This window comes from Shewanella holmiensis (assembly GCF_025370255.1).
GTDB lineage: Bacteria > Pseudomonadota > Gammaproteobacteria > Enterobacterales > Shewanellaceae > Shewanella > Shewanella holmiensis.
The window spans coordinates 1-5,981 of the sequence record NZ_JAMTCD010000048.1 but is presented as its reverse complement, the minus strand read 5'-3'; the positions used below and the strand labels follow the sequence as shown (position 1 = coordinate 5,981).

The window sequence follows — 5,981 nt, the reverse complement described above, 5'->3', positions numbered from 1 at the left end:
TGGTTGTGCGCTTAACCGTTAACTTTCCTCCAAATAAATTTCCAATTCATACTTGATTGATATCAAGTTTTTCTGCTGTGTTAAATTCACTAGATGACTAATCAATGACTAATCAATGACTAATCAATGACTAATCAATGACTAATTAATGACTAATGCAGCGCTAACTTTCAGCTATATCGATCTAAATAATTGGATTGAGTACCAAGAAAAGAACTGTCGTAAAAGAAATCAAAACGAGTTATGTTATTTTCTTAAAAATGGGTGGCTATGTTTTTACTCATTTAATTAGCCCGCTTTTATGGCTTGACGTAAATGGGGTGGCACAACCTAGGACTCATTATGACGCAAATTACTCTCACAACCCCTGATGACTGGCATTTACATTTTCGTGATGGCGACATGTTACAAGAAACCGTGCCAGCCACAGCACGCCTATTCCAACGTGCGATTGTCATGCCAAACCTTATGCCACCAGTCACTACAGCCCAGATGGCCGTTGATTACCGTGAGCGTATCCTTGCAGCACGTCCTCAGGGAAGCAGCTTTGAGCCCCTAATGACTTTATTTTTAACCAACAGCACTACAGCGCAAGACATCATTGATGCAAAAGCCGTTGGTGTTGTGGCCGCAAAATTATATCCAGCAGGTGCCACAACGAACTCTGATGCCGCAGTGAAAGCATTAGATGCATTGTTTCCGATTTTTGAAGTGATGGCTGAGCAAGGTATGTTGTTGCTTATTCATGGTGAAGTAACTGAATCACACATCGATATTTTTGATCGCGAGAAAGTCTTTATCGATCGCTACCTTGCTCGTATTGTCGAAACCTTGCCACAACTTAAAGTGGTGTTTGAACACATTACCACCAAAGAAGCCGCTGAGTTTGTTGCTGCTGCTTCATCTAATGTCGCAGCCACCATTACCCCACAGCATTTATTATTAAACCGTAACGATTTATTAGTCGGTGGAGTTCGTCCGCATAACTTTTGCTTACCGGTCTTAAAACGCAATATACATCAGCAAGCGTTGCAAGCTGCTGTGGCAACGGGCTCAAGTAAGTTTTTCTTAGGGACAGACTCCGCGCCGCATGAAAAGCACCGTAAAGAATCGGCTTGTGGTTGTGCTGGCTGTTACAGCGCCTGGAGTGCATTAGAGTTATATGCCCAAGTATTTGATAACTTAGGCGCATTAGATAAGTTAGAAGGCTTTGCTAGCTTACACGGTGCTGATTTTTATGGCTTACCGCGTAATACTGGCACCGTAACCTTGGTAAAAGAAACCTGGACCGTGCCAGAAGAAATTATTTTGCCTAACGGTAACCCTATTGTGCCGTTTTTTGCCGGCCAACAAGTGAATTGGAAAGTGAAGTAATATGATGTACTAAAAATATTGCCACCTCATTTGTAGGCAGCTTTTAAAGCCGCCTGCAAATGAGTAAGTTGTTGTTTTTAAATGTAAAAATCATTCTTCTGTCATAACTCGTTTACCATTACCATCTACTACGAGTAAGTAAGAACTGCTAATGTTACCCGTACATAAATCAATGGTATTACCTGCCACTTTCAAACTGTTAGCGCAGTTACTAACTGCTAGATAATCAGTCACAATACCTTTTTCCGTAGTCAATATGGCTGTGTCGTCAACAGAGACATCGTAATTACCATTTGCAAATAAACGTACGTTGAATACATCAGGAGTATTGTGTTGCTTTTTGTTTATCGCTGACAATGTGCTGCTACCTGACGATTCCCATGCGATGACCCAAAGATGATTACCATTACTTAAATTGGTCGTTATACGTTTTTCTTGATTAGCATTGATACTGTCTTTAACGCCTAAATTAACCATATTATTAATGGCATCGTAACTATAGTTGTAGACACTACTTATATCATTGGCTTTAACATCGCTTGAAGCGATATTCTTGCTATCAAATAGGCCAGTATATCCTGTGCTTATATTTCTTTTACTAACATGAAAATCAGCCATATAAGCCAGTGAATTTATGAAAGACATCTTTACAGTATGAGTTAATTTTTCATCCAACTCATCAGAGTTTCCACTGCAGCCACTCAGTACTGCGGAAACACTTACTATTAATGCAACAATAATCCCTTTATTACCTCTGTTCATAGAATCTCCATAGTGTCTCAATATTGTTGTGGTTAAAATTCAGTTAGTCATTGCTTTGCGTTTTAATACTTTTGACTATTTAGTCATTAAGCACGGCATTGCAGACGGGCTAAATTTATAAACAAAATGCTAACACACGCCGACAAGAACAACTCTCAGCGGTTGTCAGCTGCTGTCAGATATTGTCACGAATTGTCTTTAGGTTCAGAGGGGAGGGCAATTTTAATTTCAATTTATAAAGTCGTATTTGTTTTATATTAATAGTTTAGATTTTTTGAATGATGGTGTTTACTATGATGGCAGGCTTAATTTCACCAGCCGCTAGAAACAAACAAATAACCTTTTGTGCGAATCGTTTTAATTTTAAATGGATTACGGGCGTTATCCCCCAGTTTTTTTCTAAGTTGGCTGATATGATTATCGACGCCACGCTCAATACCATCGTAGTAATGACCTTTTACTTGTTCTACTAGGTCATTGCGGGACAATATATTGTCTGCATGTCTAGCTAAAGTGACTAACAGATCATATTCACCATCTGTGAGTGGGATAGGCTCATCACTTAAGATGACACTTCGCTTTTGGGTATCAATCGTTAGTTGCCCGAAATTCATACACACATTGGGCTGCTGATGCTCATTGGGTGCTTCAGTTGATAACTCCCGCCTTAGAAAGGCTTTTATTTTAGCCAATAATAAACGAGGCTTGACGGGTTTTAGTAAATAATCATCTGCGCCGATTTCAAGCCCTACAATTTGATCTATTTCTTCTTCTCTGGCAGTAAACATTAAAATATAGCCGTTATATTTTGGCCTAACCTCACGGCATACGGTCAAACCATCTTTTCCTGGTAGCATGATATCGAGCATAACTAGTGCAGGTTGCCATTCCAGTATGTGTGATACGGCTTGCACTCCGTTAGAGACGATCTCTACCTGATAACCTTCATATGTGAGGTATTCCTGAATAGATTCCGCTAAGGGTAAGTCATCTTCTACCACTAAAATTTTTGTCTTCATCACTTGTTCCATATTCAACTCGCAATGAGTCATGATGTTTTTTCTGGCCAATCGAGGACAAAGCGTGCACCTCCTAAAGCGGAAGTGCTAACGCTAGCGGTTCCTCCATGCCAATTTAAAATTTGCTTTACAATTGCCAGACCTAATCCTGTGCCACCCTTTTGTAGATTACGGCTTTCATCTTCGCGATAAAATGGCTCAAACACTTTATCTCTTGAAGCTAAGGGGATACCAGTGCCATCATCTTCGATGAATAGCATCCACCCAACATGCGACTTTTGGTAGCTTATTTGGATTTGATTTTGTCCGTATGCTATTGCATTCCTAATTAAATTGCAGATAGCGCGGCTCATATAATACCGGTCAATCATGGCATTACAGTTACCCTTTTCAAGTAAAATAATTGTCATGTTTGGATTAGCTTCTTGCCAGGTGATGAGCTCTTGTTTCAACCAGTGCTTAAGTTCAACAGACTCAAATGTCAGTACGGGCATTTCTCTATCAAATCGTGCATGTGCAAGCATTTCTGAAACCAATGAATTTAACTCATTTAATGAAAACTCAATACGGTCTAATTGCTTCAGTTGATAGTCATTTTTAGTGCTGTTTCTGAGTAGCTCGAGATTAAATTCAATCCGTGCAATAGGCGTACGCAGCTCATGGGAAACCGCATTAATAAGGTTTTTATGTGAAGAAATTAAACGCTGTATTTTCTCCGCCATATGATTAAATGTTTTTGATAAATGATTCAAATGACTAAAGCGGATCAGTTTGGCACGAGTGTCGAATTTACCTTGGCCGAGTAATATCGCAACTTTATCAAGACTGAGCATAGAGCGCCACGCAGGTATTAGCCACACAACAATAGGCACCAGCAGCGATAAGCTAAATATCAAATAAAAGATACTTAACATGTACTGTACTTTACTTTTTAGTTCGGGACTGAATGGTCCTAATACAATGACCTTGTCACTGTTAGCAATACGCTGAATAACAATATCCGCTGGATAGCCAATGAAATCAGAGTCGGCAGTGGATATAGCAATAATACGTCCTTCATTTAAGTCACTCATTTGTGCTTTGCTATAATTTAATTCACTCATGGTTTGCAGTGAAACGGGATGTTCAAAATTATCGCTAATAGAACCCATAAGGGATGGCCAGTTCTTTTCTGGCTGTCCTGCTAACCTTTTATGAATAAGATAGAATGAGCCCATACTCCAACGCTGTGCATCATTAATTAAATATTTAGGTACAGTATTCGGATTAATCACGACTAACATCTGTTCACTGTCTATTTTTCGGTATACCAGATCAGTTAAAGGATCCCCCAACACTTTATCCTGCTCAAGCCATTGTTGTTGTTCGATGGAAAAGTCATTTTCTTTGAATTCTTGTAAAGAAAGTTCAACGCCAAAATTAGCCTGTATGGTTTGTAAGTAGAGCGCTCTTTCTTGTTTGGGTAACGGCTGTAATTGCTGTGCAAGTATGTTGGTAAAACCTGAAGTTAAAAACTCTAAAGCCCATTTTTCTGTTGGATGTCTGATATGACTTTCAAACAGCGGAATGATGAAAAGTTGAATACCCACCACTGAAAAAATAACAATCATGGCTAAAGATAATAATGATTTTTTCATGAGTAACCTGTGATCGAAAATAGATATCTATAACCGATTGTTTTATATAGGTAATTTGATAAGGAAGGAGCGTTACAGATATTTTCTGAATCGATTCATCTTCCTGATTGATATGCGCTTCATTTAACACGCAATAATGTGCGCGCCATCCTTTTAACGCTGCATAAATGCATTGTTACCTTGGCTTTACTTTAGCTAAGATAGCTTGGGACTTTAAGCCTGTCTATTAATTTTACCTTGTTAAATCATATTTATTAGTAGGTTACAAATGTTGTATTTTTTTCTATTGAAAAATGTAGTTTATATTTTACTTTCAATTATTCTTTTTAATATTGATGGAAAGTTCGGCGAAGGCCCAATATATACGGAAAATATCTATAATCTACTGATGATTAAACGAGTTAACTAAACCTGTTTATATTGTTCGCAGAATAACATGGCCACCCAAGATTGTTCAAACTAGGTGCATCACCGTCGATGCCCTTGACATGGCTGCCCTTGACATGGCCACCCAAAATTGTTGGCTAAATATTAAACACTCAGCTACGCTTTATTTACCCTTCCTAAATGGTATTTGAAGATGGCCAGACCAAGACAAACTATAGTTAGCTTAGAAGATACCCCTTACTATCACTGTTGTTCGCGTGTGGTGCGTAAAGCTTTTTTGTGCGGTTTTGATAACTCAACAGGCGAGAACTTTGAACATCGACGCGAATGGGTCGATGCCCGTATCCTTGAATTAGCAACCATCTTCGCCATTGATATCTGTGCCTATGCATTCTTGTTAATAAGCAGGGAGCAATCATTTACATGTCGTGGTTAAAGTGGATGCAGATAAAGCAAAAAACTGGTCGGATAAAGACGTACTGATGCAGTGGCATAAAGGCTTTAAAGGTACTTTACTGACACATAAGTTCGTAAAAGGTGAAGACCTAAACGAATTTGAACTTAATACTGTGAATGATTGCATAACTCAGTATAGACAACGCTTAATCGATATCAGTTGGTTTATGCGTTCGCTTAGTGAGCCAATAGCCAGAATGGCCAACAAAGAAGATAAATGCACAGGTCGCTTCTGGGAAGGTAGGTTCAAGTCCCAAGCATTATTAGATGAAGCAGCAGTATTAGCTTGTATGGCCTATGTCGATTTAAATCCGATTCGGGCCCAAATGGCCTCCACACCCGAAAC

General features: G+C 39.0%; 4 protein-coding genes and 1 pseudogene. 2 read left to right on the top strand and 3 right to left on the bottom strand.

Annotation, left to right across the window (positions count from 1 at the left end; all coding sequences use genetic code 11):
• Positions 1 to 342 precede the first annotated feature (342 nt).
• Complete coding sequence (gene pyrC, locus NE535_RS18495; protein ID WP_261300024.1) at positions 343 to 1,374, top strand: dihydroorotase; 1,032 nt, start codon at positions 343 to 345, stop codon at positions 1,372 to 1,374.
• A gap of 90 nt (positions 1,375 to 1,464) precedes the next feature.
• Here the strand turns inward: pyrC and NE535_RS18490 are convergent, their stop codons facing one another.
• The 3 genes from NE535_RS18490 to NE535_RS18480 form a co-directional block, all read right to left on the bottom strand.
• Positions 1,465 to 2,136, bottom strand: coding sequence for a hypothetical protein (locus tag NE535_RS18490; protein WP_226413344.1), 672 nt, complete (start codon positions 2,134 to 2,136; stop codon positions 1,465 to 1,467).
• A 311-nt stretch (positions 2,137 to 2,447) separates the two neighbouring features.
• On the bottom strand, positions 2,448 to 3,155 hold the full coding sequence (locus tag NE535_RS18485) for a response regulator (protein ID WP_261300023.1): 708 nt from the start codon (positions 3,153 to 3,155) through the stop codon (positions 2,448 to 2,450).
• Positions 3,156 to 3,184: 29 nt separating this feature from the next.
• Positions 3,185 to 4,792: an ATP-binding protein gene (locus NE535_RS18480; protein WP_261300022.1), complete on the bottom strand. Its 1,608-nt coding sequence runs from the start codon at positions 4,790 to 4,792 to the stop codon at positions 3,185 to 3,187.
• A 580-nt stretch (positions 4,793 to 5,372) separates the two neighbouring features.
• Here NE535_RS18480 and NE535_RS18475 point away from each other — a divergent pair.
• Positions 5,373 to 5,981: pseudogene (locus NE535_RS18475) on the top strand (transposase); the annotation flags it as partial.

Excerpts from the sequence above, each read along its gene's own strand:
- pyrC (WP_261300024.1), top strand. The coding sequence starts at position 343 with ATGACGCAAATTACTCTCACAACCCCTGATGACTGGCATTTACATTTT.
- NE535_RS18480 (WP_261300022.1), bottom strand. The coding sequence starts at position 4,792 with ATGAAAAAATCATTATTATCTTTAGCCATGATTGTTATTTTTTCAGTG.
- NE535_RS18485 (WP_261300023.1), bottom strand. The coding sequence starts at position 3,155 with ATGAAGACAAAAATTTTAGTGGTAGAAGATGACTTACCCTTAGCGGAA.
- NE535_RS18490 (WP_226413344.1), bottom strand. The coding sequence starts at position 2,136 with ATGAACAGAGGTAATAAAGGGATTATTGTTGCATTAATAGTAAGTGTT.